This is a genomic window from Achromobacter denitrificans NBRC 15125 (assembly GCF_001571365.1).
In the GTDB taxonomy this organism is placed as follows: Bacteria; Pseudomonadota; Gammaproteobacteria; order Burkholderiales; family Burkholderiaceae_B; genus Achromobacter; species Achromobacter denitrificans.
Genome location: NZ_BCTQ01000043.1, coordinates 1 through 26,421, shown reverse-complemented (window position 1 = coordinate 26,421; position 26,421 = coordinate 1). Strand labels below are relative to the sequence as shown.

Sequence of the window (26,421 nt, the reverse complement as noted above, 5' to 3'; positions counted from 1 at the left end):
TAACACCCGTCACGTCATGCCGGTTTTACTGGATCTTGTCCGCGCGCCGACGCTTGAAGCACTGTTGAGCGCCGCCAATACCCAGGGATTGGACTGGCGCATCAGCGCGGCGCCGGGCGCAGACCCGCTGCGGGTCTGCGGCATCGGAACCCTGTCATCGGCGGGGCCCCAGGAAATCGCGTTCCTGGCCAATCCCCGCTATCAGAGCCAGCTTGGCGCCACCCGGGCCGCGGCGGTCATCGTCTCGAACGACGTGGCCGAGGCCCTGGAGGCCGAAGGCAACCTGCCGCCGTTCGCCCTGGTCGTCTGTAAGCATCCCTACCTGCTTTACGCCCGCGTGGCGCAGTGGTTCGACGCCGCCCGGCGGCCCGAGCTGCCCGCCAGCACGCACCCGTCCGCGGTGGTGGCCGACGACGCCACGATCGAAGAGGGCGTGCGCATCGGCCCGCAGTGCGTGGTGGAGTCCGGCGCCCGGATCGGCCGCGGCACCGTGCTCGGGCCGGGTTGCGTGATCGGCGCAGGTTCCTCGGTGGGGCCGGGCAGCCGCCTGCACGCGCACGTCACGCTGTACGAAGGCGTCACCGTGGGCGCCCGCGCCATCATCCATAGCGGCGCCGTGCTGGGCGCGGACGGCTTCGGCTTCGCGCCGGATCCCTCGCTGGGCAAGGGCGCCTGGGGCAAGATTCCCCAGCTGGGCGGCGTGACCATCGGCGACGACGTCGAGATCGGCGCGAACACCACGATCGACCGCGGCGCGCTCGAAGACACCATCGTGTCCGACGGCGTGAAGCTGGACAACCAGATCATGGTGGGCCACAACTGCCGCATCGGCGCGCACACCGCGATGGCGGCCTGCGTCGGCGTGGCCGGTTCGACCACCATCGGCGAACGCTGCACCATCGGCGGCGCCGCCATGCTGTCGGGCCACCTGACGCTCGGCGACGACGTGCACATCTCCGGCGGCACCGCGGTGACGTCCAATATTTCGAAGCCAGGCCGCTATACGGGCGTGTTCCCGTATGCCGAGCATGGCGAATGGCAGCGCAACGCCGCCGTGATACAGCAGTTGGCGCAATTGCGCCGCCGCGTGCGGACGCTGGAAAAAGAGTAGGGCGCGGTTGCCGCCCCGGCGCGTCCGCGCCGCGAAATTATTTCACTTTGCAGGAAAGCATAGAAAAATGGAACTCGACATCAAGGGGATCATGGAGAGGTTGCCGCATCGTTATCCGATGCTGCTGATCGACCGCGTCGTCGAAATGGTGCCCGGCAAGTCCATCGTGGCCATCAAGAACGTCTCGATCAACGAACCGTTTTTCAACGGCCACTTTCCGCATCACCCGGTGATGCCTGGCGTGCTCATCGTGGAAGCCATGGCGCAGGCCTCGGCCCTGTTCTCGTTCACCGACGAGAATGGCGGGCTGAAGTGCGAGGGTTCCAAGACGGCCTACTATCTGGTCGGCATCGACGGCGCGCGCTTCCGCCGCCCCGTGGTCCCGGGCGACCAGCTGCGCATCGAAGTCGAAGCCGAGCGTCTGAGCCGCAGCATCTGTAAGTACCAAGCGCGCGCGACGGTGGACGGCCAGGAAGTCGCCTCGGCCAAGCTGATGTGCGCGATCCGCAGCCTGGAAGAGTAAATGGCAGGAAACATTCACCCCACCGCTGTCGTCGATCCGGCGGCAAGACTCGACCCGTCCGTGGTCGTCGGCGCCTTCGCGACCATCGGTCCCAATGTGACCATCGGCGCGGGCACCGAGATCGGCCCGTACTGCATGGTGGACGGGGTGACGACCATCGGGCGCGACAACCGCTTCTACCGCTACTGCTCGATCGGCGGCATGCCGCAGGACAAGAAGTACAAGGGTGAAGCCACGCGCCTCGAAATCGGCGACCGCAACACCGTGCGCGAGTTCGTCACGCTGAACACGGGCACCGTGCAGGACGGCGGCGTCACCACGCTGGGCGACGACAACTGGATCATGGCGTACGTGCACGTCGCCCATGACTGCCACATCGGCAGCAACACGATCCTGGCCAATTCCGTGCAGCTGGGCGGCCACGTCCACGTTGGCGATTGGGCCATCGTCGGCGGCCTGACCGGCGTGCACCAGTTCGCGCGCATCGGCGCGCACTCCATGACGGGCGGCAACAGCTCGCTGATGCAGGACTCGCCGCCGTACGTGCTGGCCGCGGGCAACCCCTGCCGTCCGGTCGGCGTCAACGTCGAAGGCCTGAAGCGGCGCGGATTCACACCGGCCGAGATTTCGGCGCTGCGCGACGCCTACAAGATCATCTATCGCCGCGGATTGTCGCTGGACGAGGCGCGGGCCGAACTGCGCGCCCGCCAGCAGGAGGAGCCGGCCGTGGCCGACCGCCTGCAGACCTTGCTCGATTTCCTCGACGTCGCCAGCCGCGGCATCATCCGTCCATGAGCACGCGGATCGGCATGGTGGCCGGCGAGCCCTCGGGCGACCTGCTGGCCGGGCGCATCATTGCCGGTCTGCAAGCGCGCGACGCCGGCGTCCGCTGCGAAGGCATAGGCGGGCCGCAAATGCAGGCCCGCGAGTTCGACGCCTGGCATCCCATGCATGCCCTGACCGTGTTCGGCTACGTCGACGCGCTCAAGCGGCTGCCCAGCTTGCTGGGCACCTACCGCGACGTCAAGCGCCGCTGGCTGGCCGAGCCGCCCGCGGTCTTCGTCGGCATCGACGCGCCGGATTTCAACCTGCGGCTGGAGCACCAGCTGCGGCAGGCCGGCACGCCCACCGTGCATTTCGTCGGCCCCTCGATCTGGGCCTGGCGCTACGAGCGCATCCACAAGATCCGCGAATCGGTGTCGCACATGCTGGTGCTGTTCCCGTTCGAGGAAGAGATCTACCGCAAGGAAGGCATCCCCGTCACCTACGTGGGCCATCCGCTGGCCGGGGCGGTGCCGATGCAGCCGGACCGCGCGGCCGCGCGCGCCCGCCTGGGCATCGACCAGGACGCGCGCGTGCTGGCGATCCTGCCGGGTAGCCGTTCGTCCGAGATCCGCCTGCTGGCGCCTCGCTTCCTGCAGGCCGCGCAATTGCTCCAGAAGAAGGATCCGGCGCTCCAATGCGTGGTGCCCATGGTCAACGACCAGCGGCGCGCCGAGTTCCAGGCCATCCTGGCGCAGCACCCCGTGCCCGGGCTGCGCTGTGTGACCGCGCAGGACCTGCACGGCGAGGGCGGCGAGCGCCAGGCGCCGGTGGCCTGGTCCGTCATGGAGGCGGCCACGGCCGTCCTGGTGGCCAGCGGCACGGCCACGCTGGAAACGGCGCTGTACAAGCGGCCCATGGTGATTTCCTACGTGCTCTCGCCCTGGATGCGCCGCATCATGGCCTGGAAGTCGGGCCAGCAGCGGCCCTACCTGCCGTGGGTCGGCCTGCCGAACGTGCTGCTGCGCGATTTCGCCGTGCCGGAACTGCTGCAGGACGACGCCACCCCCGAGAAACTGGCCGAGGCCACCTGGGCCGCGCTGACCGACGAAGCGCTGACCGCGCGCGTCGAGGCCCGCTTCACCGCCTTGCACCAGGAATTGCTGCGCGATACGCCGGCGCTGGCGGCCCAGGCGATCCTGGAGGTGGCGGGTGGAGCAGCCTGAACTTTTCGCCGCGCCCGAGCAGCCCCCCCTGATTACCGCCGGCGTCGACGAGGCCGGCCGCGGCCCGCTCGCGGGCGCGGTCTACGCGGCCGCCGTGATCCTGGATCCGGCCCGGCCCATCGGTGGGCTGGCGGACTCCAAGGTGCTCAAGGCCGCCACGCGCGAGGCCCTGGCGCTGGAGATCCAGGAGCGCGCGCTCGCCTGGTTCATCGCCAGCGCCAGCGTGGCCGAAATCGACAGCCTGAACATCCTGCGGGCCACCATGCTGGCCATGCGCCGCGCGGTGCAGGGCCTTTCCGTCCTGCCGCAGTTGGCGCTGGTGGACGGCAACCAGGCGCCCAAGCTCGGCTGCGCGGTCCAGACCGTCATCAAGGGCGATGCGCTGGTGCCCGCGATCTCCGCGGCCTCCATCCTGGCCAAGACCGCCCGCGACGCGGACCTGCTGCGGCTGCATGCCGTGTACCCGCAATACGCTTTCGACCAGCACAAGGGCTATGGCACGGCGCTGCACCTGCAGATGCTGCGCGAGCACGGCCCTTGCGTCGAGCATCGCCGCAGCTTCGCGCCCATCAAGACCCTGCTGCCATGAAACACATCAGCTCCCGCGACAATCCCGCCGTCAAGGCGCTGGCCAAGCTGGCCGGCACGGCGGGCAAGCGCGGCGCGCCCGTGCTGCTGGACGGCGTGCACCTGTGCCAGGCATGGCTGCAGCATCATGGCGCCCCGGACCAGGCGGTGTTCGACGTGGAACGCCTGTCGCAACCCGACATCGCCGCCCTGGCCGCGGCCGTGCCCGACGCGCGCAGCCTGGCCCTGGACGCGCGCCTGATGCAGTCGCTGGCCAGCGTGGAAAGCGGGCAGGGCGTGGCCTTCCTGGTCACGCCGCCGGCGATCGACCTGCCCCGCGAGGTGGACGAGAACTGCGTGCTGTTCGACCGCATCCAGGATCCGGGCAACGTTGGCACGCTGCTGCGCACCTGCGCGGCGGCCGGCGTGAAGCGCGTCTTCCTGGCCACCGGCACCGCGGCGGCCTGGTCGCCCAAGGTGCTGCGCAGCGGCCAGGGCGCCCATTTCGCGCTGGCCATCCATGAACACGTCGATCTGGAAGCCTTGCTGCCCCGCCTCAGGGTGCCGCTGGTGGCTACCGCCCTGGAAGGGGCCCGGGACCTCTACGAAGCGCGCCTGCCCGCGCGCTGCGCCTGGGTTTTCGGGCACGAAGGCCAGGGGGTGGCGCCAGCCTTGCTGGCGGCCGGCATGAAGGTGCGGATCCCGCACGAGGCCGGCGCCGTGGAATCCCTGAACGTGGGCGCGGCCGCCGCGATCTGCCTGTTCGAGCAACGGCGCCAGGCGAGGGCGGACGCGCCGTGAAGGCGATGCGCTCGCTGGCGGCCTTGGCCTGCGTCGCCGCGGGCCTGGGCGGCTGCGCTTCCGAATCGCCGCAGCGGGCCACCTACGTGCCCGTGGTCGCGGGGGACGCCGAAGGCCTTTCGCAGTTGTCCCGCGACGTGACGGTGGCATTCTCGGACGGAGAGAGCCATACCCTGCCGGCAGGCTCGCGGTGGCGCCGCGTGGGCGCCCTGGTGCAGGGAGACGTGTACCGTCCGCTGGGCGAGCCGCTGCGAACGGGCAGGGGCGGCGGCTCCGAGGCCTACCTGGTGGTGTCCTCGGGCCGGCTGCAGGGGTTCTACCTGCCCGCGGGCAGCCTGTTCAAACCCCTCTCCAAGCCGGTGCCGCTGCCGTTCTCGCAGCGGCAGTGAGCGGCGATCAGCCCCGGTCCAGGCCCACTTCCTGCAGCACCGTGGTCGCGATCTCCTCGATCGATTTCGTGGTGCTGGAGAGCCAGGAAATGCCTTCCCGGCGCATCATGCGCTCGGCCTCGGCCACTTCGTAGCGGCATTGTTCCAGCTTGGCGTAGCGGCTGTTGGGCCGGCGTTCGTTGCGGACCTCGGCCAGGCGCTCGGGCTGGATCGACAGGCCGAAGAGCTTGCCGCGGTGCGGGGCGATGGTCGAGGGCAGGGTGCCGCGCTCGAAATCGTCGGGCGTGAGGGGGAAATTGGCCGCCTTGATGGCGTATTGCATGGCCAGGTACAGGCTGGTCGGGGTCTTGCCGCAGCGGGAAACGCCCACCAGGATCACGTCCGCCTGGTCCAGCTGGTTCACGAACTGGCCGTCGTCGTGCGCCAGGCTGAAGTTGATCGCATCGATCCGGTTGCGGTACTTTTCCGAATTGGCCTGCATGTGCGAGCGGCCGATGGAATGGCTGGACTTCAGCCCCAGCGCCTGCTCGATGTGGCTCACGAAAGTGCCGAAGAGGTCGAGGAACACGCCGTTCGCCTGGCGAACACGCGCCAGCATGTCGGGATTGACCAGGGTGCTGAACACGATGGGGGGCACGCCCGCTTCCAGGGCGCTCCGGTCGATCCGCATGGCCACTTCCGCGGCTTTTTCCAGGGTGTCGACGAAAGGCAGCCGCACCGGCTTGAATTCGACGCCTTCGAACTGGGAAAGCACCGACTGGCTGAAGGTTTCTGCGGTGATGCCGGTGCTGTCGGAAACGATGTATACCGTGCGTACGATCGGGGTAGATGTCATGTGTAAAAAATTCCAACCAGGCGGATGGCCGGACGTACTCCACCGAGTACAATCAGGCCCCTATAAGTCACCCCAAGGGCGGTCCAAGGCCAGTTTGGTCAGCGCGTAGAGTTGGGGCTGTGATCCAGCCACCTGACGCATTGACCAAACTCGCTTTCATTCCATTGTAAAAGGTGACTTCAATGTCGTATGTTGTTTTGTTCGAGCAGCTCCGCATGACGGACGTGGACTCGGTAGGAGGCAAGAACGCATCACTAGGCGAAATGATCAGCCAGCTGTCTGGCGCGGGTGTCCGCGTGCCGGGCGGCTTCGCCACGACCGCGGAAGCCTTCCGCGACTTCCTCAAGGCCTCCGGCCTGGACAAGCGCATCGCTGATCGCTTGAGCACGCTGAACCCCGAAGACGTCCGCGAGCTGGCCAACGCCGGCGCGCAGATCCGCCAATGGATCGTGGACGAGCCGTTCTCGGCCGACTTCGAAAAGCAGATCCGCGACGCCTTCGCCAAGCTCGACGCCGACGGCAAGGGCTCGTTCGCCGTGCGCTCGTCCGCCACGGCCGAAGACTTGCCCGACGCTTCCTTCGCCGGCCAGCAGGAAACCTTCCTGAACGTGGTCGGCATCGACGACGTGCTGGACAAGATCCGCCACGTGTTCGCCTCCCTGTACAACGACCGCGCGATCTCCTACCGCGTGCACAAGGGCTATGCCCACGCCGACGTCGCCTTGTCGGCCGGCATCCAGCGCATGGTGCGTTCCGACAAGGGCAGCGCCGGCGTCATGTTCACCATCGATACCGAATCCGGCTTCCAGGACGTGGTGTTCATCACCTCGTCCTACGGCCTGGGCGAAACCGTGGTGCAGGGCGCGGTCAACCCCGACGAGTTCTACGTCTTCAAGCCCACGCTGGCCCAGGGCCACTACCCGATCGTCGGCCGCCGCATCGGCTCCAAGCTGATCAAGATGGAATTCGATCCGGAACGTCCGGAAGGCCGCGCCGTGCGCACGGTGGACGTGCCCGTGTCCGAGCGCAACCGCTACTCGCTGACCGACGACGAGGTCAATGAACTGGCCCGCTACGCCGTCATCATCGAAAAGCACTACGGCCGCCCGATGGACATCGAGTGGGGCCGCGACGGCGTCGACGGCAAGATCTACATCCTGCAGGCGCGTCCCGAAACGGTGAAGTCGCAGCAGGGCGCCAACGACGTCCAGCAGCGCTACCGCCTGAAGGCCACCGGCCAGGTCCTGATCACCGGCCGCGCGATCGGCCAGAAGATCGGCTCGGGCCCGGTGCGCGTGGTCGGCGACATCTCCGACATGGACAAGGTCCAGCCGGGCGACGTGCTGGTCACCGACATGACGGACCCCAACTGGGAGCCCGTGATGAAGCGCGCTTCCGCGATCGTGACGAACCGCGGCGGCCGTACCTGCCACGCGGCCATCATCGCGCGCGAGCTGGGCATTCCGGCGGTCGTGGGTTGCGGCAACGCCACCGACGTGCTGAAGGAAGGCCAGGCCGTGACCGTGTCCTGCGCCGAAGGCGACGAAGGCCGCATCTATGACGGCCTGATCGAAACCGAGGTCGAGGAAGTGCGCCGCGGCGAGATGCCCGCCATCGATCTGAAGATCATGATGAACGTGGGCAACCCCCAGCTGGCGTTCGACTTCGCCCAGATCCCCAACGGCGGCGTCGGCCTCGCGCGCCTGGAATTCATCATCAACAACAACATCGGCATCCACCCGAAGGCGGTGCTGGATTATCCGAACGTGGACGGCGAGTTGAAGAAGGCCGTGGAATCGGCGGCCCGCGGGCACGCCAGCCCGCGCGCATTCTTCGTCGAGAAGATGGCCGAAGGCGTGGCCACCATCGCCGCCGCCTTCTATCCCAAGCCCGTCATCGTGCGCATGTCGGACTTCAAGTCCAACGAGTACCGCAAGCTGGTCGGCGGTTCGCGCTACGAGCCCGAGGAAGAGAACCCCATGCTGGGCTTCCGCGGCGCGTCGCGCTACATCGCCGACGACTTCGCCGAGTGCTTCCGCATGGAGTGCGAGGCGCTGAAGAAGGTGCGCGACGACATGGGCCTGACCAACGTCGAGATCATGGTGCCCTTCGTGCGCACCCTCGGCCAGGCCGAGAAGGTGGTGAACCTGCTGGCCAAGCACGGCCTCGCCCGCGGCGAGAACGGCCTGAAGCTCATCATGATGTGCGAAGTGCCGTCCAACGCCATCCTGGCCGACGAGTTCCTGCAGTACTTCGACGGCTTCTCCATCGGCTCGAACGACATGACCCAGCTGACGCTGGGCCTGGACCGCGATTCCGGCATGGAGTTGCTGGCCGCCGACTTCGACGAGCGCGACGAGGCCGTGAAGTTCATGCTGCGCCGCGCGATCAAGGCTTGCCTGGCCGCCAACAAGTACGTGGGCATCTGCGGCCAAGGCCCCAGCGACCACCCGGACTTCGCGCAATGGCTGAAGGACGAGGGCATCCTGTCGATGTCGCTCAACCCGGACACCGTTGTCGATACCTGGCAGCGCCTGGCCAAGAACTGATCGGTCCGCCGGTCTGAAAAAATGCCGCGCCCGGATGGGCGCGGTTTTTTTTTGTCGGATTGCCGACAACGCACATATTGCTTGGCAAGCCCCAGGGCGCGGTAGGACAATCTGTGCCATTGCCGGCTCGCGCAGTCCGCCGGATCCGTAAATGCCGAGAGCGTCCGTGGCAACGCCACGAAAGGGGAAAGCATGAAAACGGCATCTGTGATCGCAGCGCTGTGCCTGGGCACCTCGCTGCTGGGGGGCGCTGCCAGCGCGTCCGAGGTTTCGGGAGGTGCGACCATCGTGCCGATCGCCAACGATCTTCCGTCGGGAACGTTCGATATCAAGACCGATGCGGCCTCGATTTTCCTGGAGCGAGCCGTCCTGTTCAAGGAGAACGGATGGTTCACCAAGGACAAGGAGGTGGCCATCACGGCGAAGATGAGCATCAATTCACGCAAGCGGAACAGTTCATCCACGACACTCACCATCAGCCGGGTCTACAAATTCGACGTTAAGACCTACGACGACGGCCGCGTCGAGATTCCCATCAAGAGCTTACCCTTGCTGGACACGTTCAATCTGAGCGGAGAAGACTATCTGGTGACCAGCATCGTGATGGATCTTTTTCTCAGCAAGAGAAAAGAGAAGACTGAATTCACGAAGACGTTGGAAACCGTCATCGAAGTCAGTCGGAAGATCCCCATTCCCGTCAATCCCTATGCGGAGTACGCCTCGGTCTTCGGCGATTCGTTCAGCCAGGTCGTCGAGCGGGCGATCAATGAGGGGGCGGACACAGTGCCGTTCGCGAGTTTCGGCCTGCGCTTCCTGCAAGGTGGCAGGGCGGCCGCCTACACGGAGAGGCCGGGCGTTCATGCCATCCTGATCGCGGGCAAGGCCCAGGAGCCGGGCGTGGTGCCCCTGGAGAAACTGAATGGCAAAAGCCTGGTCTATGACGACATCGTCGGCCTGACTTACGACGGCAATCGCGTCAAGAACAATCACATTATCGTGCGGGTCATTGCCAGCACCGATCCCTGGAAATCGTGGGCCTCAGCCAAGGACACGCTGGAGCGCCTGTCGGTTGAAGGAAAGAGCGCGCTCGCCTTTTCCAAGGAGCAAGGCATCCCGGCCCCCAACCTGGCGGCAATCCTCAAGCGCCAGGACACGGCGGACTCCGTTTTGCTGACATCGACCGAGAACGGCCAATTCGAATCCGCGATACGGGAGTTCAACGACATCCGGGCGGCGTCGGCCTTCAGGTTCTGATCCGCCAGGCTCAGGCGGCCGGACGCAAGGATCTCAGGCTGCCAGGGCTTCCCGGGCGATCAACTGGCGCTTGCGGTCTATGCCCCAGCGGTAGCCGGCGAGCGAGCCGTCGGTGCGCACCACGCGGTGGCAGGGGATGGCCAGCGCGATGTGGTTGGTGGCGCAGGCGCGGGCGACGGCGCGCACCGCCCGCGGCGAGCCGATGCGTTCGGCGATGTCGGTGTAGGTGGCGGTTGCGCCCACGGGGATCTCGCGCAGCGCCTCCCAGACCCGGCGCTGGAAGGCGGTGCCGCGCACGTCCAGCGGCAGGTCCAGGCCTCGGGAAGGGTCTTCCACGAAGCCCACGACGGCCGCCACCCAGTTCTCGAACTGCGCGTCGGCGCCGATCAGGCGCGCCGCCTTGAAGCGGTCCTGCAGGTCGCGCACGAGTTGCTCCGGGTCTTCGTGCAGGGCGATCTCGCAGATGCCGGTGTCGCTGGCGGCCACCAGCAGGGCGCCCAGCGAGCATTGGGCGACGGCGAAGCGGATGTCCACGCCGGCGCCGTTCCTGCGAAAGGCGGTGGGCGTCATGCCCAGGATGGCGGGCGCGGCCTCGTAGAAGCGCCCGCTGGAATTGAAGCCGGCGTCGTACATGGCGTCGGTGACGCTGGCGCTCTGTTCGAGGCGGGCGCGGGCGCGGTTGGCGCGCAGGGCGGTGGCGTAGGCCTTGGGCGTGATGCCGGTGGCCGCCTTGAACACGCGATGGAAATGGAAGCGGCTCATGCCGGCCTGCTCGGCCAGCGTGGCCAGGTCGGGCGGCTGCTCGGATTCCAGCGCGCGGCAGGCGCGCTCGACGGCGGCGGCGTGCTGTTTGCTCAACGAGGCTGCGGCGTGGCTCATAAGGGACTCCTGAGGGTTGCGCAGAGGGCTGCGCTTGACCATATCGTCTCAACCCACGCCGTCCGCCGCACTCCGGTTGTTGCGCGGACGCAGCGCCCGGGCCCTAGGCGGGGGCGTAGGCGTCCAGGAAGCGGCGCAGCAGGCCGCCCGCCACGGGCGTGGCGCGCACATTGGCCGACAGGCCGGGCACGTCCAGGTTTTCGGCGGCGTAGCGGCGGCCGAAACGCTCCAGGTGGGCGCGGATGAAGTCGGGGCCGAATTCGGGGTGGAACTGGGTGGAGAACACGTTGCGGCCGATCCGGATCATCTGGTGCTCGTCCAGGTCGGAGCGCGCCAGCACGGCGGCGCCGGGCGGCGGCTGCAGCACGGTCTGGGCGTGCAGCATCTGGGCCGGGAACGTGGGCGGCAGCCCGGCCAGCAGCTTGTCGCCGGCGGCGGGTGGCAGCAATTCCACCGTCTGGGTGCCGACTTCGCGGCCCGCCGGGTTGTAACCCACCTTGCCGCCCAGGGCATGGGCCAGCAGCTGGTGGCCGTAGCAGACGCCGAACATGGGCAGGCCGGCGGCGGCGGCTTCGCGCAGCCAGGCGGCGGTGTCTTCGCTCCAGGGTTCCTTGTCGGTCACCATGGCGGGCGAGCCGGTAATCAGGGCGGCGCGATAGCTGGCGGGCGGGCGCGGCTTGCGGCCCTCGTGCACGGCCACGATCTCCATGGCGTCGGGGGTCAGGCCCGCGGCCTGCGCGAGTTGGTCGGCATAGCCGCCGAACTGGCTTTTGAGCGTGTCGTCCGGATCGCCGGTATGCAGGATCAGGACGGGAAGGGCGGAAGGAATTGCTGCGGTCATTGGGGACTTTGCGTAATGGGTGCGGGCGCCGGATCCTGATGGACCGCCACCGCCAGCGCACATCATAATCCAGGGCCATTGTCCTTGAGGCGCGGCGCCTTCACCGCTCCGTCCCGGAAATACGTACAATCCGGCACAAGCACTCATCCTTTCGGGCGAACGAAGACTATGTGGATATGGCTGGGACTGGCTGCGCTGGCCCTGATCGGCGAACTGGCGACGGGTACCTTCTATTTGCTGCTGGTGGCGCTGGGACTGGCTTCGGGCGGCGTGGCCGCCTGGTTCGGCGCCGGGCTCGAATGGCAGCTCGTGGCTTGCGGCGTGGTGCTGCTGCTGGGCCTCCTGGTCCTGCGCAAGACCCGCGTGCTGAAGAAGCGCGAGGTCGATTCCGCCAGCAATGCCGACGTCAACCTGGACATCGGCCAGACGGTTTCGGTCGAGGCTTGGTCTGATAATGGCACGGCGCGCGTCTGGTATCGCGGCGCGCATTGGCAGGCCGAGCTGGCTCCGGGGCAAGCGCCGCAGGCGGGTGAACAGACCATTACCGAAATGCGCGGCTCGATCCTGGTGCTGACCCCCAAGGGCACGCCCGGCCCGGCCTGAGCAGAGCGCCGGCCCGCCGAGAGCGGGGCCGGCAGCAGGCCCGAGCCGATCCGGCGGGCCCTGTGAACAGATTTATCAGAAGAAGAGGTTCCGCATGATCGATCCTTCCACTATCGTCCTGCTCGTCGTCGTCGCGTTGGCGATCCTGATCGTCGTCAAGGCGATCGCCATCGTTCCCCAGCAGCATGCCTGGGTGGTCGAGCGCCTGGGCAAGTTCGACCGCGTCCTGTCGCCGGGCGCGGGCTTCGTCATCCCGTTCATCGAGCGCGTGTCGTACAAGCACTCGCTCAAGGAAATCCCGCTGGACGTGCCCAGCCAGGTCTGCATCACGCGCGACAACACGCAGCTGCAGGTGGACGGCGTGCTGTACTTCCAGGTCACGGACCCGATGCGCGCATCCTACGGTTCGTCGAACTACATCTCGGCCATCACGCAGCTCGCGCAGACGACGCTGCGTTCCGTCATCGGCAAGATGGAACTCGACCGCACCTTCGAAGAGCGCGACTCCATCAACAGCAACATCGTTTCGTCCCTGGACGAGGCCGCGTTGAATTGGGGCGTGAAGGTCCTGCGCTACGAGATCAAGGATTTGACGCCGCCCAACGAGATCCTGCGTTCGATGCAGGCGCAGATCACGGCCGAGCGCGAGAAGCGCGCCCTGATCGCCGCCTCCGAAGGCCGCCGCCAGGAGCAGATCAATATCGCCACCGGCGAGCGCGAAGCCGCGATCGCCCGCTCCGAAGGCGAAAAGCAGGCGCAGATCAACCAGGCGCAGGGCGAGGCCGCCGCCGTGCTGGCCATCGCCGAAGCCACGGCCAAGGCCATCACGCAGGTGGCCGACGCGGTGCGCCAGCCGGGTGGCATGGAAGCCGTGAACCTCAAGGTGGCCGAGCGCTACGTCGAGGCGTTCGGCAACGTGGCCAAGGAAGGCAATACGCTGATCCTGCCGGCGAACCTGTCGGACGTGGGCGGGATGATCGCCTCCGCCATGACCATCGTGAAGTCCACCCGGAACACCTGACAACCGCGCCCGCGGGCGCACGGACGATGATCGCTCCCGTTAACTTGCTTTTGGTAGCAGCGCTGGCGGGGGTGCTTGCGCTGTGCGTGCTCGGGTCCCTGGCCCGCAGCGGCATGGCGGGCATCAAGGAAGCGATACGCGCCAATCTGTTGACACTGGCGGCCTTCGGCGCGTTCGCGTTCCAGGCCACCGACGCGCCGCTGTTCCTGTCGGTGATCCTGGCCAATACCGCCGTCGCCCTGGCGCTCTGCGCCTACTACGCGGGTCTGTGCCGGCTGGTCGGCCGCCCGGTGCCCAGGCATCTCATGGGGCTGGCCTCCGGCATCACGCTGCTGGTGCTGGCCGCCTACACCTATATCGAGCCGCAGGTCGGGGCCCGCATGGTGGCGATGTCGGTGCTGATGACGGGCTTTATGGTGGCCGTGGCCGTCACCGTGGGGCACGGCATGCCCATGAACCGGTCGCGCTACAGCTACCATTTCGTCCGCGTGGTGGCGATCATCTCGGCCGTGGTGTGCGCGGCGCGCGCGGTGGTCTACCTGCTCCAGATCGCGGAGCCGCAGGCGCTCTTGCTCCCGACCGCCTGGAACATCGCGTTCATGACGCTGGGCGTGCTGACCATGCCCTGTCTGACGCTGGGCACCATCATGATCATCCACGACCGCATGCTGGCGGACCGCGAGCAGGAAGCCAATACCGATTTCCTGACCGGCCTGATGTCGCGCAAGGCGTGGTGGCTGCAGGCCGAGCGCTTTTGCGCGCAGGCCTTGCGCACGCGCCGGCCGCTGGCGATGCTGCTGCTGGACATCGATCACTTCAAGCGCATCAACGATACCCACGGCCATGCCGCCGGCGATGCCGTGCTGCGTCATTTCGGGCTGCTGGCCACCGCCACGCTGCGCACCGGCGACCACGTGGGGCGCGTCGGGGGAGAGGAGTTCGCCGTGCTGTTTCCGGACCTGCGCGGCGACGCGGTGATGGAGGTGGCGGGGCGGCTGCTGGATTCGGTGCGGCGCACGCCTTGCGCGCACGGCGGCAGCACCATCTCGTATACGTTCAGCGCCGGGGTGGCGAATTGGGTGCCGGGAGAGAGCCTGCAATCGTTCTTCGAGCGGGCGGACCGCAAGCTCTATGCCGCCAAGGCGGCGGGGCGCAACCGCATCGTGGGGCCGTCGGCCGACGCCGAGCGCCAGCCCATGCCCGCGGTCGCCGCCGTGTGACTCAGTCGTCCTTGCCGCGGCGCGGAGCGCGGGTGTCGTGCTTCATGATGCGCTCTTTCTCGCGCTGCCAGTCCTTTTCGCGCGCGGTGTCGCGCTTGTCGAACAGCTTCTTGCCGCGGCCCAGCGCGAAGTCCAGCTTAATGCGCCCGTTCTTGTAGTGCAGGTTCAGCGGCACCAGCGTGTAGCCGCGCTGCTCGACCTTGCCGATGAGCTTGCTGATTTCCTCGGCCTTGAGCAGCAGCTTGCGCGTGCGCATGGCGTCGGGGTGGATGTGCGTGGAGGCCGTGGGCAGAGGGCTGACGTGCATGCCCAGCAGATAGAGTTCGCCATCGCGCACGATGACGTAGCTTTCCTTGAGCTGCACGCGGCCGTCGCGGATCGCCTTGACTTCCCAGCCTTGCAGCACCAGGCCGGCTTCGTAGCGGTCTTCGATGAAGTAGTCGTGCGTGGCCTTGCGGTTGTCGATAATGCTCATAAAGCCTGTTCTGTACGTGTCGTCGGAGCCTGCCGCCGATAGGTTATCGGAAGGGCTCCAGTTCATGGCTCGCGGTCGCTTGCAGAGGGTTCCCCCACATTGAGCCCCCGCGCGGGCCCCGGCGTGAACTCCCCGCGCGGATCCGGCTTGGCCGGTCCGCCAGCGGCGCCCTTTGAGGGGAAAGCGCGCAGCGCTTCGGGGGGGTACCTTCGGCCGTGGGCCATGCCTACATCATGCCCGCCGATGCCTATTGGTAAAATCCTGCCATTCTAGCCATTTGCGATAGTCGATGCACAAAGTACAACGATCCGTCTTGGTGCCCTACAGCGCCGCCCAGATGTTCGACCTGGTCGCCGATGTGGAGAAGTACCCCGAGTTCATGCCGTGGTGCGGCGGCGCCGAGGTGCAGAGCCGCGACGAGCACGGCATGCAGGCGTCCATCCTGATCAGTTTCGCGGGCATGAAGCAGCGCTTCACCACGCGCAACAAGCACGCCTATCCCGACCGGATCGACCTGGAGCTGGTGGACGGCCCGTTCTCCAGCCTGGTCGGACACTGGGAGTTTCAGCCCCTGGCCGAAGACGCCTGCAAGGTGCTGTTCACCATGGAATACGCGTTCTCCAACCGGGCGCTGGAAATGGTGGTGGGGCCGGTGTTCAACCGCATTGCCACCAGCTTCATCGATTCCTTCACCAAGCGCGCGCAGGCCAAGTATGGCGAATGAGCCGTCCGGGGCGCGGCCTCTGAGCGTCAGCGTCTGCTACGCCTTGCCGGGCCACGTCTGGATGAAGGAGCTGCGCCTGCCCGAGGGCGCCACGGTGGCGGACGCGCTGGCGGCCAGCGGCTTCGGCGACGCGTTCCCGGTGGTAAGGCCCTGGGAGCGGGGCGTGGGCATTTTCGGCCGAGCCACCGAACCGCAAGCCCCGCTGGCCGACGGCGACCGCGTGGAGATCTACCGCGGCCTGAGCTTCGATCCCATGGAATCGCGCCGGCGTCGCGCGGAGCACCGCCGCGCCAAGACCGCCCGGAACGGGCGCGTGCGCCCGGCCGGCCTGCTGTAGTCCCGGACCCGGCGAAGGGGCCGGGCAACACATTGTCGCGGGTGAGACAAATCACGCCGCCGCTTCAGGCGTAACATAAACGTCGGTACGCCCTTACGTTTACGTCAACGTCATGTCAAAATCGACGTGCTGGCGTTCACGAGACGGCAGCAACGCCAACAGACAATACCGACTACAACAGGAGACAGGCTGTGGACTTGGAACTGACCGACGAGCAGCGGGCTTTCGCGCAAGCCGCGCGCGACTACGCGGAGGGCGAGCTGGCCCCCAACGCCGCGCGCTGGGACGCCGAAGGCATATTCCCGCGCGAGGCCTTCGCCCGGGCGGGCGAGATGGGCTTCTGCGCCATCTACGCCAGCGAGGACATCGGCGGCCTGGGGCTGCCGCGCCTGGACGCCACCCTGGTATTCGAGGAAATGGCGGCGGTCGACCCGTCCACCACGGCGTTCCTCACGATCCACAACATGGCCACCTGGATGGTGGGCAAGTGGGGGCAGCCGGGGCTGCGCGAAGCCTGGGGTCCCTTGCTGGCCAGCGGCCAGAAGCTGGCGTCGTATTGCCTGACCGAGCCCGGAGCGGGCTCCGACGCCGCCTCCCTGTCCACCCGCGCCCAGCGCGACGGCGATCACTACATCGTCAACGGCGCCAAGGCCTTCATCTCTGGCGGCGGCGACACGGACCTGCTGGTGGTCATGGCCCGCACCGGGGGCGAGGGCGCCGCCGGCATCAGCGCCTTCGCCATCCCCGCCGATAGCGAGGGCATCGGCTACGGGCGCAAGGAAGAGAAAATGGGCTGGAACAGCCAGTCCACCCGCCCCATCACGTTCGAGAACGTCCGCGTGCCGGCCGCCAATATGCTCGGCCAGGAGGGCGAAGGCTTCAAGATCGCCATGAAGGGCCTGGACGGCGGGCGCATCAATATCGGCACCTGCTCGGTGGGCGCCGCGCAAGGAGCGCTGGACGCGGCCCGGCGCTACATGGACGAGCGCAGGCAGTTCAACCGGCGCCTGGCCGAGTTCCAGGCGCTGCAATTCAAGCTGGCCGACATGGCCACGCACCTGGTGGCGGCCCGCCAGATGGTGCGCCTGGCGGCGTGCAAGCTCGATGCCGGCGCGCCCGACGCCGCGACCTACTGCGCGATGGCCAAGCGCTTCGCCACCGACATGGGGTTCCAGATCTGCCTGGACGCGCAGCAGATCCACGGCGGCTATGGATACTTGCGGGACTATCCCTTGGAGCGTCTGGTGCGCGATACTCGCGTTCATCAGATTCTGGAGGGAACCAACGAGATCATGCGTGTGATCATTTCCCGCCAATTGTTGGAAAAAGGAGCCGACATAAGATGAACGCACCGGTGCTGTTCGAAGAAAAAGCCGCTGCCAATGGAATGCGCTTCGGGATCGCGACGCTGAATTCGCCGCAGACCCTGAACGGCCTGTCGCTGGAGATGGTGGACCTGCTGGCCGCGCAGCTCGACGTCTGGGCAAGCGATCCGGGGGTGGCCCTGGTGGTGCTGCAGGGCGCGGGCGAGAAGGCGTTCTGCGCCGGGGGAGACCTGCACGGGCTCTACCGCAGCATGCGCGAGAACGAGGGCAAGTCCGGCTGGAGCAATGCGTACGCGCGGCGCTTCTTCGAGCACGAGTACCGGCTGGACTACCGCATCCACAGCTATCCCAAGCCAGTGCTGTGCTGGGGCCACGGCATCGTCATGGGCGGCGGCATCGGCCTGATGATGGGCGCCAGCCACCGGGTGGTGAGCGAAACCTCGCGGCTGGCGATGCCGGAAGTCACGATCGGCCTGTTCCCGGACGTGGGCGGCAGCTGGCTGCTCAACCGCATGCCGGGCCGCATCGGCCTGTTCCTGGCGCTGACCGGCGCGCACATGAATACGGCCGACGCATTTTTCGCCGGCCTGGCGGATTTCCGCCTGAACCACGCGGACTGGCCCAAGCTGCTGGCCTCGCTGCAGGAGCAACCGTGGGCCGGCCAGGCCGCGGGGGCGGCGGACGACGCCATTCCCCCGCGTTCGATCAACGACGGCCTGCTGCGCCGCGCCCTCACGGCGCTGGAGCCGAAGACGCCGCTGGAAGGCGGCAATCTGCGCCAGCACTCGTTCCTGATCAACAGCCTGTGCAGCGGCAACCGTCTGGACGACATCTACGAAGAACTGGCGGCCCTGAAGGACCACGAAGACCCCTGGCTGGCGCGCGCCGCGTCGACCATGCTGGCGGGCTCGCCGGGTTCGGTGCGCCTGTCGTTCGCGTTGCAGCAGCGCATGCGCCTGCGCTCGCTGGACGACGTGTTCCGCGCCGAGTACATCGCGGCGCTGGCCTGCACCGCGCATGGCGATTTCGCCGAAGGCATCCGCGCGCTGCTGATCGACAAGGACAAGACGCCGCGCTGGAATCCGGCGGTCATGGACATGGCGACCGACGCCTGGGTGCAGAAGTTCTTCGACGAACCCTGGCCCGAAGGCGAGCCCCATCCGCTCGCGGACCTGGGCAAGGAAGGACGCTAGCCCATCCGGCGGCCGGGCCGGTTCCCCTTACGCAGTACACGATGATTCCATACCTACAGCAATGGCAACAGGAGACAAGACATCATGAGCAGTATCGCGTTTATCGGATTGGGCAACATGGGCGCGCCCATGGCATTGAACCTGGTCAAGGCCGGCCATAGCCTCACGGTCTTCGACCTGGTGCCGGCGGCCGTGAAAGGGCTGACCGACGCAGGCGCCAAGGCGGCCGCCTCGGCCGCCGAGGCCGTCAAGGGCGCCGAGGTGGTGATCTCGATGCTCCCGGCCAGCAAGCACGTGGAGGGGCTGTACCTGGACGAGGACCTGCTGGGCAAGATCCCGTCCTCCGCGCTGGTCATCGAATGCAGCACCATCGCGCCGGACTCGGCCCGCAAGGTGGCCAGGGCCGCCGACGTGCGCGGCATCGCCATGATCGACGCCCCGGTCTCGGGCGGCACGGGGGGAGCGGTGGCGGGCACGCTGACGTTCATCGTCGGCGGGCAGGCCGCGGCCCTGGATCGCGCGCGCCCGGTGCTGGAGAAAATGGGCAAGAACATCTTCCATGCCGGCCCCGCGGGCGCCGGCCAGGTGGCCAAGATCTGCAACAACATGCTGCTCGGCATCCTGATGGCGGGCACCTCCGAGGCGCTGGCGCTGGGCGTGGCCAACGGGCTGGACCCCAAGGTGCTGTCCGACATCATCGCCAAGAGCTCCGGCCGCAACTGGGCGACCGAACTCTACAACCCATGGCCCGGCGTGATGGAGCATGCGCCGGCCTCCAAGGGCTACGCGGGCGGTTTCGGCGTGGATTTGATGCTCAAGGACCTGGGCCTGGCGGCAGAGGCGGCCCTGTCGGCGCGGGCCTCCATCCCCCTGGGCGAACTGGCGCGCAATCTGTATTCCCTGCACAGCGCGGGCGGGTCGGGCAGGCTCGACTTCTCCAGCATCGTCAATCTGGTCAAGCGCGAGCAGGACTGAAATGGCGCAGCTCCAGGCATCCTCGGACCCGGCCTCCCGGGTCCGGTCCAGCTTCGACCGGCAGAGCATCATGGCGCTGCTGGGCGCGGGGCTGGACGTGGTGGAACCCGGGCGGGTGGACATCGTCCTGCCCTACCGGGCCGACCTCTGCCAGCAGAACGGCTTCCTGCATGCCGGAATCTCCACCACGATCGCGGACAGCGCTGGCGGCTATGCCGCCTACACGCTGTTCGAGCCGGGCGAGGACGTGCTGACCTCGGAGTTCAAGATGAACTTCCTGGCCCCCGCCAAGGGCGACCGCTACGTCGCCAGCGGCCGGGTGGTCAAGCCCGGCAAGCGGCTCTCGATCTGCCAGGTCGAAGTCCATGCGTACGAGGGCGAGCAAGCCACGCTTTGCGTGATAGGCTTGCTAACCGCGGTGCGCGTGACGCCGCGCTGAACTCCCGCGCGGGGCGGTCCCGGCCACGAAGGCGGGGCCGCCCCGCGGCTTGTCGCGCGTAGCATGGGTAGCTGGCAATGCCTCCTAGAGAACATCATCGGATTTTTCGCAGCAACTGGCTGCGCGCCGCCGTGCTGGGCGCGAACGACGGCATCGTGTCCACGGCCAGCCTGATTACCGGCGTCGCGGCCGCGCAGGCCACGCATGGCGCCATCCTCACGTCGGGCCTGGCCGGGCTGGTCGCCGGGGCCCTGTCGATGGCCGCGGGCGAATACGTCTCGGTGCGGTCGCAGGCGGATACCGAGGCCGCGGACCTGCGCCTGGAACAGCGTTCGCTCAAGCGCAACTCCAGCGAGGAGCTGGCCGAACTCATCGATATCTACGTCGGACGAGGGCTTACCCGGGACCTGGCCACGCAGGTGGCGCGCCAGCTGACCAGCCACGACGCGCTCGATGCGCACGCGCGCGACGAACTGGGCATTTCGGTGCATAACCGGGCCCGGCCGGTGCAGGCCGCGGTGGCGTCGGCGGCGTCGTTCGCCGGTGGCGCGGCCTTGCCGTTGCTGGTGGCGACGCTGGCGCCGATGCCGCAGCTGATCGGCTGGGTCATTGGCGCGTCGGTGGCCTGTCTGGCGGGGCTGGGCGCCCTGGCCGCTCGGGCCGGGGGCGCGCCCAAGGGACCGGCCGCGCTGCGGGTGACGATCCTGGGCGCCCTGGCGATGGCCGCGACCGCCGCCGTGGGCGCGCTGTTCGGCGTGGCGGTCTAGCGGGCCTCAGGGCGCGATGGAGTAGGGCAGCGGAGCGGCCGCGATGCGCGGGCCGTCGGCCGCGCCCAGGCGCAGGTCGCCGTCGGGCAGCGCGGCCAGCGCGGTCTCGAACAGCACCGACACCACGCCGTCCTCGCTGGCGGCATCCACGATGCGGCCGGTGGGCTCGCCGGGCTGGGCGGCGTCGTAGACGTCCACGCCGGCCAGCGCCGCGCCTTGCGCCTCGGCGCCGGCGATGGTGCCGTAGGCCATGCGGCGCTTGACCGTGCCGCGATAGTGGCTGCGCGCCACCACTTCCTGGCCCGGATAACAGCCCTTGGTGAAGCTGACGCCCTGGATCAGGTCCAGGTTGACGGTTTGCGGGATGAAGACGTCCTGGGTGGCGGCCGTGATCCAGGGGATGCCGGCGGCGAGGTCGGCGGCATGCCACTGCGCGGCGGGAATCCGTTGGAGCGCGCCGGCCAGGGCGGACGCCTGGGCGAGCTGCTCGTCCGAGGCGATCCACCACCAGCGCAGGCGCGCGTCGGCGGACGGCGCGGCGATCCAGGTGCCCGAGGGCAGGTCGGCGCGCTGCCAGGGCGCGCGCGGCAGGGCGCCCGCGGCGGCTTCCAGCCTGGCGGCCTGTTCTTCCGTGGCCAGCACGCCCGCCACGCGCAGCGGCGTGGCCGCCAGCCTGGCCTTGGCGCGCAGCACGAACATCGACAGGCGCTTGATCAGGGCCTGGGCGAGATCCTGGCGCACCAGGCCGTAGAGCCGGGGCGCGTCATCCGCGTCCGAGGCGGGCGCGCGCCACATCACCAGCGTGGCCAGCAGGCGGCCCTTGGCGGTGCAGTAGCCGGCCAGGCGGGCGGCGTCGGCGGGCAGGCCGGTGACGTCCTGCGTCAGCTGGCCGTGCAGGAAGGTCAGGGCGTCGGCGCCGGCGGCGGAGAAGACCAGGAAATCATCGAGCGGCGCGCATTGCGCGCAACCTTCGGCGCTGGCGGGAATCGAAGAATGGAAAGCATGCATGGCGGCGGGGGTATCGCGACATCAAAACGCAGATGATAGCCGCGTTCCCCGCTCGGCAGGGCCATGTCCCCGCCGGGCAAAGGGGCGGACGGCGCGCTCCGGCCCCTCTTTTGGCCCGACAGGCCCGCGCGATCAATTAAACTTCCGGGACTTATGAAGAAGCGACTCCGTTTTTACGTCTTGTGGTCTTTCCTGCTCCTCGTGCTGGCCGCCGCCGCCGCGGTGGGCGCCGCCTGGCATTGGATGCACAGGCCCATGCAGCTGTCGGCCGACAAGATCGATTTCGTGGTGGACCCGGGCAGCAGCCCGCGCACGGTTGCGCGCGTGCTGAACGAGGCCGGCGTCCCGATGTGGGAGCCCGGTTTCGTCTGGATGGCGCGCCTGTCCGAGCTCGACAAGCAGATGAAGGCCGGCGGCTACCAGGCGATCAACGGCGATACGCCGTGGCTGCTGCTCGAACGGCTGGCCCGCGGCGACATGACGCAGCGGCAGATCACCTTCCTGGAAGGCTGGACTTTCCGGCAGATCCGCCAGGCGCTGCGTTCGCATCCGGACGTCAAGCAGACGCTGGGCGACGTGTCGGACGAAGCCCTGATGGAACGCCTGGGGTCCGACATCAAGCATCCCGAAGGGATGTTCTTTCCGGACACCTATATCTTCACGCCGGGCAGCACCGATTTCGACCTGCTGCGCCGCGCCTACCAGGAAGGCCAGCGCATCCTGCAAAGCACCTGGGACCAGCGCCAGTCCGACCTGCCCGTCAGCACGCCGTACGAAGCCCTGGTGCTGGCCTCCATCATCGAAAAGGAAACGGGCCACGGCCCCGACCGCCGGCGCGTGTCCGGCGTGTTCACCAACCGCCTGAAGATCGGCATGCTGCTGCAGACCGACCCCACCGTGATCTACGGCATGGGCGAGGCCTACCAGGGGCGGATCCGCAAGCGCGACCTGCAGACGGACACGCCCTGGAACACCTACACGCGGCCGGGCCTGCCGCCCACGCCGATCGCGGCGGCAGGCCGGGCGTCGCTGCTCGCGGCGGTGCAGCCCGAGCAGCACAAATTTCTCTTCTTCGTTTCGCGCGGCAACGGCACCAGCGAATTCTCGGTCAACCTGTCCGAGCACAATCGCAACGTGTCCCGCTACATCCTGGGACAGGGGCAGAACACGGCTCCGAGCCGCAACGCCGCGCCGAGTCCGGCGCCCGCCGCAGCCCCGGTCTCGCCGGCCAGCCCGGAGCCGGCCGACGAACCCGACTCGCCGCAAGTACAACAAGGACAAGACCAATGACCTCGCGTGGACGCTTCATTACGCTGGAGGGCGTCGACGGCGCGGGCAAGAGCACGCACACCGACTGGATCGCCGATTTCCTGCGCGCGCAGGGGCTGGACGTGGTGTCCACCCGAGAGCCCGGCGGCACGCCGCTGGGCGAAAAGCTGCGCGCCTTGCTGCTGGCCGACCCGATGGGCCTGGATACCGAAACCCTGCTGATGTTCGCCGCCCGCTGCGAGCACGTCCGGCAAGTGATCGAACCGGCGCTGGCGCGCGGCGCCTGGGTCGTGTGCGACCGCTACACGGACGCCACCTACGCCTACCAGGGCGGGGGGCGCGGCCTGGGCGCCGAGCGCGTGGCGGTCCTGGAGGACTGGATGCGGGCGGGCCAGCCCGACCGCACCTGGCTCTTCGACGTGCCGCTGGAAGTGGCCAGGGCGCGGCTGGCCGACGCCCGCGAGCCCGACCGCTTCGAGCGCGAAGGCGCGGCTTTCTTCGAGCGCACCCGCGCGGCCTACCATGCGCGCGCCGCCGCCGACCCGGGCCGCATCCGCATCGTCGATTCCACGCGCACCATCGCCGAGGTCCGCGCCGGGCTGGAGGCGGGGCTGCGCGAACTCCTGGGGCAGGCCGCATGAGCGCGGCCCGTTCCTCCACCGCAGCGCCTGCCGACGGCGGTTCCCCCGGCGCGCCGCAATTCCTGCCGTGGCAGATGGAAACCGCGCGCGCCTGGCTGGGCAACCGCGACCGCTTCGCGCACGCCTGGCTGGTGCATGGCCTGGCCGGCATCGGCAAGCTGGACTTCGCGGTCGCCGCGGCGGCCAGCCTGCTGTGCGAAACGCCGGAGAACGGCCTGGCCTGCGGGCGCTGCGCCGCCTGCGGCTGGTTCGCCAGCGGCAACCATCCCGACCTGCGCCGCATCCGGCCCGAGGCCGTGGCGCTGGAAGAGGGGGCCGACGCCGCCGAGCCCGCGGAGGATGCCGAACCGGCCACCGGCGCGAGCAAACGCGCTCCGTCCAAGGAAATCCGCATCGACCAGATCCGCTCGCTGGAGTCCTGGTTCAACACCGCCACGCACCGCGGCGGCTGGCGGGTGGCGCTGCTGTATCCCGCCCACGCGCTGAACGTGGTGTCGTCCAACGCCCTGCTCAAGGTGCTGGAGGAGCCGCCGCCGCACACCGTTTTCCTGCTGGTGGCGGACGCGCCGGACCGCCTGTTGCCGACCTTGGTGTCGCGGTGCCGGCGCCTGCCGCTGCCGGCGCCCGACCCGGAGACCGCGCTGCGGTGGCTGCGGGAGCAGAACGTCGAGCCCGCGCGCGAATGGCTGGCCGCCGCCGGCGGCGCTCCGTTGGCCGCGCTGCGCCTGGCGCAGTCGGGCGAGGCCGCGTGCCCGCCCTGGCTGACGCAACTGGTGGGGCCGCTGGCCAATGGGCAGGCGCCCGACGTCGGCACCCTGGCCGAGGCCCTGGAGAAGGTGGCCGCCAGCGAATGGATCGACGCCTTGCAACGGCTCTATACCGACCTGATGCTGGCCGGCGCGGGCGCGCCCGCGCGCTATTTCCCCGCCCTGGCGGGCAGCGTGGCGCAGGTCGCGGCGCGCATGAATCCGGCCCGGGTGGCCGAATCCGCCCGCTGGCTCACGCGGCAGCGCGCGCTGGCCACGCACCCCCTCAACGCCAAGCTGTTCGCCCACGCCACCCTTCAGCGCGTGGTGCTATCCTGCCAGGCGTAAGCCCTTGATCCGACGGCGCTTTGCCCGGCCTGGGGCGGGGCGCCGGCACTTTCATCCCGATTCACCATGTACGTCGATTCCCACTGCCATTTGAATTTCCCGGAGCTTGCCGCCGACCTGCCCGCCATCCTCGAACGGATGGCCGCCAACCAGGTGACGCACGCGCTGGTCGTCAGCGTCAATATGCCGGAATGGCCCGGCCTTATGTCGCTGGTCGAGCCGCAGGGCAACCTGTGGGCCTCGGTGGGCGTGCATCCCGACTACGAAGACACCCCCGATCCCTCGGTGGAAGAACTGGCGCGCCTGTCCGCGCATCCGAAGGTCGTGGCCATCGGCGAGACCGGCCTGGACTACTACCGGCTGTCGGAGCCGCTGGATTGGCAGCGCGAGCGCTTCCGCCGCCATATCCGCGTGGCCCGCGATACTGGCCTGCCGCTGATCGTGCATACGCGCGCCTCCGCCGAAGACACGGTGCGCATGCTGCGCGAAGAGAAGGCGGCCGAGGTGGGCGGCGTGATGCACTGCTTCACCGAGAGCTGGGAGGTCGCGCAGGCGGCACTGGACCAGAATTTCTACATTTCGCTGTCCGGCATCGTCACGTTCAAGAACGCGCAGCTGGTGCATCAAGTGGCCGCGAAGGTGCCGCTGGACCGGCTGCTGATCGAAACCGATTCGCCTTACCTGGCGCCGGTGCCGTACCGCGGCAAGCTGAACGACCCGTCCAAGGTGATACACGTGGCGGAGAAGATCGCCGACCTGCGCGGGATCCCGGTGGCGGAGGTGGCGCGTGCCTCCACGGACAATTTCTTCCGTCTTTTCAATAAGATAAAGAAATAATCCAATCCATTTTAGTTAAAGTAAATTCTAGGATGCCCATGCCTATCAATGTCGCTTCCGCCCATCGGGCCCTGCTGTCAGGCTGCCGGGGGGCGCTGCTGGCGCTGGCGCTCGGGATGGCCGTGCCGGCGGCCCAGGCCGCCAATCCCGCCGATTGGTGGGTGTACGTCGCCAACGACTACCCGGACGACATCCGGGACCTGCTCAAGCAGGGCGCGGATCCCAATGTGCGCTACAAGAACGGCCAGCCGGCGCTGATGCGGGCGGTGGTCGACGGCGCCTGGAACGTGTTCGACGTGATCGCGGCCGACAAGCGCACCGACGTGAACGCGGAGAATCCCGCTGGCGAGACGCCGCTGATGTACCTGGCGATCGCGGGGCAGACCGAAAGGGCGAAAAAGCTGATCGCGCGCGGCGCGCAGGTCAACCGGCTGGGCTGGACGCCGCTGCACTACGCGGCCTCGAAAGGGCAGATGGAGATGGCGCGCCTGCTGCTGGCGCAGCACGCCATGCCTAACGCGCCCGCGCCCAACGGCGAAACGCCCCTGATGATGGCGGCGCTGTCGGGCCGCAAGCCCATGGTGGACCTGCTGCTGAAATCCGGCGCGGACGTGGGCACGCGCGATACGAAGGGCCAGACCGCCGCCGATTGGGCGCGCACCGGCAAGTCGACCGCGCTGGCAACGCAACTCGACACGCTGATCGCGCAGCAGGACGAGGCGCGCCGCAAGCGCCGCGCCGGCGGCCCCGTCGATG

29 protein-coding genes are annotated in these 26,421 nt (G+C 68.2%); 24 read left to right on the top strand and 5 right to left on the bottom strand.

Going from position 1 to position 26,421, the window contains the following annotated elements; all coding sequences use genetic code 11:
* Window positions 1-16: 16 nt before the first annotated feature.
* The 7 genes from lpxD to ADE01S_RS26320 all read left to right on the top strand — a co-directional run bounded on the left by lpxD (window position 17) and on the right by ADE01S_RS26320 (window position 5,379).
* Entirely contained in the window at window positions 17-1,111 is a 1,095-nt protein-coding gene (gene lpxD / locus ADE01S_RS26350; protein ID WP_062684728.1) for a UDP-3-O-(3-hydroxymyristoyl)glucosamine N-acyltransferase, read from the top strand.
* 67 nt (window positions 1,112-1,178) lie between these two features.
* Window positions 1,179-1,634, top strand: coding sequence for a 3-hydroxyacyl-ACP dehydratase FabZ (fabZ, locus tag ADE01S_RS26345; protein ID WP_008167730.1), 456 nt, complete (start codon window positions 1,179-1,181; stop codon window positions 1,632-1,634).
* Complete coding sequence (gene lpxA, locus ADE01S_RS26340) at window positions 1,635-2,429, top strand: acyl-ACP--UDP-N-acetylglucosamine O-acyltransferase (protein ID WP_062684727.1); 795 nt, start codon at window positions 1,635-1,637, stop codon at window positions 2,427-2,429.
* Window positions 2,426-3,622 carry a lipid-A-disaccharide synthase gene (gene lpxB / locus ADE01S_RS26335; RefSeq protein ID WP_062684726.1) on the top strand — a complete coding sequence of 399 codons (1,197 nt, stop codon included), beginning with the start codon at window positions 2,426-2,428 and terminating at the stop codon, window positions 3,620-3,622. The genes lpxA and lpxB overlap by 4 nt, the downstream gene beginning before the upstream one ends.
* Window positions 3,609-4,211 carry a ribonuclease HII gene (rnhB, locus tag ADE01S_RS26330; protein WP_062684725.1) on the top strand — a complete coding sequence of 201 codons (603 nt, stop codon included), beginning with the start codon at window positions 3,609-3,611 and terminating at the stop codon, window positions 4,209-4,211. The genes lpxB and rnhB overlap by 14 nt, the downstream gene beginning before the upstream one ends.
* Complete coding sequence (locus tag ADE01S_RS26325; protein ID WP_062684724.1) at window positions 4,208-4,990, top strand: TrmH family RNA methyltransferase; 783 nt, start codon at window positions 4,208-4,210, stop codon at window positions 4,988-4,990. Before rnhB ends, ADE01S_RS26325 begins: the two co-directional genes overlap by 4 nt.
* Before the next feature lie 5 nt (window positions 4,991-4,995).
* The gene (locus ADE01S_RS26320; RefSeq protein WP_075873418.1) at window positions 4,996-5,379 is read left to right on the top strand and encodes a hypothetical protein; all 384 of its coding nucleotides are present in this window, start codon (window positions 4,996-4,998) and stop codon (window positions 5,377-5,379) included.
* A 7-nt stretch (window positions 5,380-5,386) separates the two neighbouring features.
* Here ADE01S_RS26320 and ppsR read toward each other — a convergent pair whose 3' ends face one another.
* A complete protein-coding gene (ppsR, locus tag ADE01S_RS26315) occupies window positions 5,387-6,214 on the bottom strand; it encodes a posphoenolpyruvate synthetase regulatory kinase/phosphorylase PpsR (protein ID WP_062684722.1) in 828 nt (275 codons plus the stop codon).
* A 182-nt stretch (window positions 6,215-6,396) separates the two neighbouring features.
* Here ppsR and ppsA point away from each other — a divergent pair, with 182 nt between their 5' ends.
* Both ppsA and ADE01S_RS26305 read left to right on the top strand, forming a co-directional pair.
* Window positions 6,397-8,763 (top strand): phosphoenolpyruvate synthase, encoded by a 2,367-nt coding sequence (gene ppsA / locus ADE01S_RS26310; RefSeq protein ID WP_062684721.1) that lies wholly within the window; start codon window positions 6,397-6,399, stop codon window positions 8,761-8,763.
* Between the two features lie 192 nt (window positions 8,764-8,955).
* On the top strand, window positions 8,956-10,017 hold the full coding sequence (locus ADE01S_RS26305) for a hypothetical protein (RefSeq protein WP_062684720.1): 1,062 nt from the start codon (window positions 8,956-8,958) through the stop codon (window positions 10,015-10,017).
* Window positions 10,018-10,050: 33 nt separating this feature from the next.
* Here the strand turns inward: ADE01S_RS26305 and ADE01S_RS26300 are convergent, their stop codons facing one another.
* Window positions 10,051-10,896, bottom strand: a complete 846-nt coding sequence (locus ADE01S_RS26300) for a bifunctional transcriptional activator/DNA repair enzyme AdaA (RefSeq protein WP_062684719.1) — start codon at window positions 10,894-10,896, stop codon at window positions 10,051-10,053.
* Window positions 10,897-10,999: 103 nt separating this feature from the next.
* Window positions 11,000-11,737, bottom strand: coding sequence for a glutamine amidotransferase (locus ADE01S_RS26295; RefSeq protein ID WP_062684718.1), 738 nt, complete (start codon window positions 11,735-11,737; stop codon window positions 11,000-11,002).
* Window positions 11,738-11,905: 168 nt separating this feature from the next.
* Between ADE01S_RS26295 and ADE01S_RS26290 the strand changes: the two genes are divergently transcribed.
* From ADE01S_RS26290 to ADE01S_RS26280, 3 genes are all read left to right on the top strand, one after another.
* Window positions 11,906-12,340, top strand: coding sequence for an NfeD family protein (locus ADE01S_RS26290; RefSeq protein WP_062684717.1), 435 nt, complete (start codon window positions 11,906-11,908; stop codon window positions 12,338-12,340).
* 94 nt (window positions 12,341-12,434) lie between these two features.
* The gene (locus tag ADE01S_RS26285; protein ID WP_062684716.1) at window positions 12,435-13,361 is read left to right on the top strand and encodes an SPFH domain-containing protein; all 927 of its coding nucleotides are present in this window, start codon (window positions 12,435-12,437) and stop codon (window positions 13,359-13,361) included.
* A 26-nt stretch (window positions 13,362-13,387) separates the two neighbouring features.
* Window positions 13,388-14,581 carry a GGDEF domain-containing protein gene (locus tag ADE01S_RS26280; RefSeq protein ID WP_062684715.1) on the top strand — a complete coding sequence of 398 codons (1,194 nt, stop codon included), beginning with the start codon at window positions 13,388-13,390 and terminating at the stop codon, window positions 14,579-14,581.
* 1 nt (window position 14,582) lies between these two features.
* Here the strand turns inward: ADE01S_RS26280 and smpB are convergent, their stop codons facing one another.
* Window positions 14,583-15,056, bottom strand: coding sequence for an SsrA-binding protein SmpB (smpB, locus tag ADE01S_RS26275; RefSeq protein ID WP_042793334.1), 474 nt, complete (start codon window positions 15,054-15,056; stop codon window positions 14,583-14,585).
* Between the two features lie 289 nt (window positions 15,057-15,345).
* On the opposite strand from smpB, the gene ADE01S_RS26270 reads away from it, so the two are divergent.
* The 7 genes from ADE01S_RS26270 (at window position 15,346) to ADE01S_RS26240 (ending at window position 20,816) form a co-directional block, all read left to right on the top strand.
* Window positions 15,346-15,780, top strand: a complete 435-nt coding sequence (locus tag ADE01S_RS26270) for a type II toxin-antitoxin system RatA family toxin (RefSeq protein WP_062684713.1) — start codon at window positions 15,346-15,348, stop codon at window positions 15,778-15,780.
* Complete coding sequence (locus ADE01S_RS26265) at window positions 15,770-16,117, top strand: RnfH family protein (RefSeq protein ID WP_062684711.1); 348 nt, start codon at window positions 15,770-15,772, stop codon at window positions 16,115-16,117. Before ADE01S_RS26270 ends, ADE01S_RS26265 begins: the two co-directional genes overlap by 11 nt.
* A 191-nt stretch (window positions 16,118-16,308) precedes the next feature.
* Window positions 16,309-17,463, top strand: a complete 1,155-nt coding sequence (locus ADE01S_RS26260) for an acyl-CoA dehydrogenase family protein (RefSeq protein ID WP_062684709.1) — start codon at window positions 16,309-16,311, stop codon at window positions 17,461-17,463.
* Window positions 17,460-18,635: an enoyl-CoA hydratase/isomerase family protein gene (locus ADE01S_RS26255; protein ID WP_062684707.1), complete on the top strand. Its 1,176-nt coding sequence runs from the start codon at window positions 17,460-17,462 to the stop codon at window positions 18,633-18,635. The genes ADE01S_RS26260 and ADE01S_RS26255 overlap by 4 nt, the downstream gene beginning before the upstream one ends.
* 84 nt (window positions 18,636-18,719) lie before the next feature.
* Window positions 18,720-19,610: a 3-hydroxyisobutyrate dehydrogenase gene (gene mmsB, locus ADE01S_RS26250; protein WP_062684705.1), complete on the top strand. Its 891-nt coding sequence runs from the start codon at window positions 18,720-18,722 to the stop codon at window positions 19,608-19,610.
* Window position 19,611: 1 nt separating this feature from the next.
* A complete protein-coding gene (locus tag ADE01S_RS26245) occupies window positions 19,612-20,049 on the top strand; it encodes a PaaI family thioesterase (protein WP_062684703.1) in 438 nt (145 codons plus the stop codon).
* A 77-nt stretch (window positions 20,050-20,126) separates the two neighbouring features.
* Window positions 20,127-20,816, top strand: coding sequence for a VIT1/CCC1 transporter family protein (locus ADE01S_RS26240; protein ID WP_062684701.1), 690 nt, complete (start codon window positions 20,127-20,129; stop codon window positions 20,814-20,816).
* A 6-nt stretch (window positions 20,817-20,822) separates the two neighbouring features.
* On the opposite strand, the gene ygfZ is transcribed toward ADE01S_RS26240, so the two are convergent.
* Window positions 20,823-21,824, bottom strand: coding sequence for a CAF17-like 4Fe-4S cluster assembly/insertion protein YgfZ (gene ygfZ / locus ADE01S_RS26235; protein ID WP_062684699.1), 1,002 nt, complete (start codon window positions 21,822-21,824; stop codon window positions 20,823-20,825).
* A gap of 153 nt (window positions 21,825-21,977) precedes the next feature.
* Between ygfZ and mltG the strand changes: the two genes are divergently transcribed.
* From mltG to ADE01S_RS26210, 5 genes are all read left to right on the top strand, one after another.
* Window positions 21,978-23,114, top strand: coding sequence for an endolytic transglycosylase MltG (mltG, locus tag ADE01S_RS26230; protein WP_062684697.1), 1,137 nt, complete (start codon window positions 21,978-21,980; stop codon window positions 23,112-23,114).
* Window positions 23,111-23,734, top strand: a complete 624-nt coding sequence (tmk, locus tag ADE01S_RS26225) for a dTMP kinase (RefSeq protein ID WP_062684695.1) — start codon at window positions 23,111-23,113, stop codon at window positions 23,732-23,734. Before mltG ends, tmk begins: the two co-directional genes overlap by 4 nt.
* Window positions 23,731-24,828 carry a DNA polymerase III subunit delta' gene (holB, locus tag ADE01S_RS26220; protein WP_062684693.1) on the top strand — a complete coding sequence of 366 codons (1,098 nt, stop codon included), beginning with the start codon at window positions 23,731-23,733 and terminating at the stop codon, window positions 24,826-24,828. The genes tmk and holB overlap by 4 nt, the downstream gene beginning before the upstream one ends.
* Before the next feature lie 66 nt (window positions 24,829-24,894).
* Window positions 24,895-25,665, top strand: coding sequence for a TatD family hydrolase (locus ADE01S_RS26215; protein WP_062684691.1), 771 nt, complete (start codon window positions 24,895-24,897; stop codon window positions 25,663-25,665).
* Between the two features lie 38 nt (window positions 25,666-25,703).
* A partial coding sequence (locus ADE01S_RS26210; RefSeq protein WP_062684747.1) for an ankyrin repeat domain-containing protein occupies window positions 25,704-26,421 on the top strand: 718 nt, incomplete at its 3' end.

What these genes read in the sequence shown, in the direction of transcription:
- lpxD (WP_062684728.1), top strand. Translation starts at nt 17, where the DNA reads ATGCCGGTTTTACTGGATCTTGTCCGCGCGCCGACGCTTGAAGCACTG.
- fabZ (WP_008167730.1), top strand. Translation starts at nt 1,179, where the DNA reads ATGGAACTCGACATCAAGGGGATCATGGAGAGGTTGCCGCATCGTTAT.
- lpxA (WP_062684727.1), top strand. Translation starts at nt 1,635, where the DNA reads ATGGCAGGAAACATTCACCCCACCGCTGTCGTCGATCCGGCGGCAAGA.
- lpxB (WP_062684726.1), top strand. Translation starts at nt 2,426, where the DNA reads ATGAGCACGCGGATCGGCATGGTGGCCGGCGAGCCCTCGGGCGACCTG.
- ADE01S_RS26325 (WP_062684724.1), top strand. Translation starts at nt 4,208, where the DNA reads ATGAAACACATCAGCTCCCGCGACAATCCCGCCGTCAAGGCGCTGGCC.
- ADE01S_RS26320 (WP_075873418.1), top strand. Translation starts at nt 4,996, where the DNA reads ATGCGCTCGCTGGCGGCCTTGGCCTGCGTCGCCGCGGGCCTGGGCGGC.
- ppsR (WP_062684722.1), bottom strand. Translation starts at nt 6,214, where the DNA reads ATGACATCTACCCCGATCGTACGCACGGTATACATCGTTTCCGACAGC.
- ppsA (WP_062684721.1), top strand. Translation starts at nt 6,397, where the DNA reads ATGTCGTATGTTGTTTTGTTCGAGCAGCTCCGCATGACGGACGTGGAC.
- ADE01S_RS26305 (WP_062684720.1), top strand. Translation starts at nt 8,956, where the DNA reads ATGAAAACGGCATCTGTGATCGCAGCGCTGTGCCTGGGCACCTCGCTG.
- ADE01S_RS26300 (WP_062684719.1), bottom strand. Translation starts at nt 10,896, where the DNA reads ATGAGCCACGCCGCAGCCTCGTTGAGCAAACAGCACGCCGCCGCCGTC.
- ADE01S_RS26295 (WP_062684718.1), bottom strand. Translation starts at nt 11,737, where the DNA reads ATGACCGCAGCAATTCCTTCCGCCCTTCCCGTCCTGATCCTGCATACC.
- ADE01S_RS26290 (WP_062684717.1), top strand. Translation starts at nt 11,906, where the DNA reads ATGTGGATATGGCTGGGACTGGCTGCGCTGGCCCTGATCGGCGAACTG.
- ADE01S_RS26285 (WP_062684716.1), top strand. Translation starts at nt 12,435, where the DNA reads ATGATCGATCCTTCCACTATCGTCCTGCTCGTCGTCGTCGCGTTGGCG.
- ADE01S_RS26280 (WP_062684715.1), top strand. Translation starts at nt 13,388, where the DNA reads ATGATCGCTCCCGTTAACTTGCTTTTGGTAGCAGCGCTGGCGGGGGTG.
- smpB (WP_042793334.1), bottom strand. Translation starts at nt 15,056, where the DNA reads ATGAGCATTATCGACAACCGCAAGGCCACGCACGACTACTTCATCGAA.
- ADE01S_RS26270 (WP_062684713.1), top strand. Translation starts at nt 15,346, where the DNA reads ATGCACAAAGTACAACGATCCGTCTTGGTGCCCTACAGCGCCGCCCAG.
- ADE01S_RS26265 (WP_062684711.1), top strand. Translation starts at nt 15,770, where the DNA reads ATGGCGAATGAGCCGTCCGGGGCGCGGCCTCTGAGCGTCAGCGTCTGC.
- ADE01S_RS26255 (WP_062684707.1), top strand. Translation starts at nt 17,460, where the DNA reads ATGAACGCACCGGTGCTGTTCGAAGAAAAAGCCGCTGCCAATGGAATG.
- mmsB (WP_062684705.1), top strand. Translation starts at nt 18,720, where the DNA reads ATGAGCAGTATCGCGTTTATCGGATTGGGCAACATGGGCGCGCCCATG.
- ADE01S_RS26245 (WP_062684703.1), top strand. Translation starts at nt 19,612, where the DNA reads ATGGCGCAGCTCCAGGCATCCTCGGACCCGGCCTCCCGGGTCCGGTCC.
- ADE01S_RS26240 (WP_062684701.1), top strand. Translation starts at nt 20,127, where the DNA reads ATGCCTCCTAGAGAACATCATCGGATTTTTCGCAGCAACTGGCTGCGC.
- ygfZ (WP_062684699.1), bottom strand. Translation starts at nt 21,824, where the DNA reads ATGCATGCTTTCCATTCTTCGATTCCCGCCAGCGCCGAAGGTTGCGCG.
- mltG (WP_062684697.1), top strand. Translation starts at nt 21,978, where the DNA reads ATGAAGAAGCGACTCCGTTTTTACGTCTTGTGGTCTTTCCTGCTCCTC.
- tmk (WP_062684695.1), top strand. Translation starts at nt 23,111, where the DNA reads ATGACCTCGCGTGGACGCTTCATTACGCTGGAGGGCGTCGACGGCGCG.
- holB (WP_062684693.1), top strand. Translation starts at nt 23,731, where the DNA reads ATGAGCGCGGCCCGTTCCTCCACCGCAGCGCCTGCCGACGGCGGTTCC.
- ADE01S_RS26215 (WP_062684691.1), top strand. Translation starts at nt 24,895, where the DNA reads ATGTACGTCGATTCCCACTGCCATTTGAATTTCCCGGAGCTTGCCGCC.